At 34.7% G+C, this 1123-nt stretch carries 1 pseudogene; it reads left to right on the forward strand.

Features of this window, described 5'->3' with window-relative positions:
• Positions 1-306: 306 nt before the first annotated feature.
• A pseudogene (locus MMG82_RS21350) lies at positions 307-1123 on the forward strand (histidine kinase dimerization/phospho-acceptor domain-containing protein); the annotation flags it as partial.

A 1123-nucleotide genomic window follows, 5' to 3' on the forward strand; every position in this document is an offset into this window, starting at 1 on the left:
CAAACTAAAGCTTATAAACATTATAGATCAATGGGATGAATTAAATATATGACTCCCTGAATACATGTAAAATGCCCACGCTGTGATGTTAAAAGTCCGACAGGAGCGAAAATATTCAACAGTTATCATCCCTATGACCATTGCGGTGATTATTGGCAAGCTAAACGAAGCTATACTCAGTGTTGATACAAAGCTAACTTTCATCCCTTCGATTAGCATTTGTAACGTTGACATACGTGCTCTCTTTCAACTGTGTCAAAACGACTAATACTCTTATAAAGTTAGCTGTGCAATTTGGACTATTGAATGAATAAAAATGACCAACAGCAATTGCTGATACAATTAAGAGCAGAAAATCAGGAATTATTAGAGTTTAAAATACTCAATAATTTAATTTCAAAATCGATGCAAGCTTTGACGGAAAACATAGACCAAGCTATGCCCTTTAGCGTCTTATTTTCACTAGTCAAACAGGAGCTAAAACCTGATCTTCAATTAATCGTAACTTGCAACCCAGAAAGTACTGAGCTGAGTATTTTAGCATGCACACATGAGGAACTAATTGGAAAACACATTACATTCGAAAATACTAAAACTGTAAAATTTGAATTTAGAGAAACAACAGTGATCAATTTAGACTCTACCTCTAATTGGTCAAGCACACTAAAACGCCTATTGCCCCAAGCGACATCAGCATTAATTCAGCCTGTAAAATTTAACAACAGTGATTATGCAATCATCTTACTAAAAAAAGAGCACTATAGCTTTAACTCTGGAGCGCAATCTATCATATCAAACTACTGTAGTTTTATCGCAAACACACTCACATTGAGAGACTATCGCCATATTGCAGCTGAACGCGACAGTTTATTTGCACAACAAAAAAGAATTGAAAACAGTTTAGCGAAAGAAGGAAAATTGGCGGCAATTGGTCAACTTGCAGCCGGTGTTGCCCACGAATTAAATAACCCACTAGGATTTATTTATAGTAACTTGAACACGCTTGACGTGTACTTAAAAGATATCAACTCATTCATAAACGAAGTAAACAATACATATCCAGAAATTAATAAGTCCGTAAAAAAATATAAGCTTGACTTCATATTAAAAGACAGCATTGAAT

This window comes from Shewanella sp. MM_2022_3 (genome assembly GCF_022557375.1).
GTDB classification, from domain to species: domain Bacteria; phylum Pseudomonadota; class Gammaproteobacteria; order Enterobacterales; family Shewanellaceae; genus Shewanella; species Shewanella xiamenensis.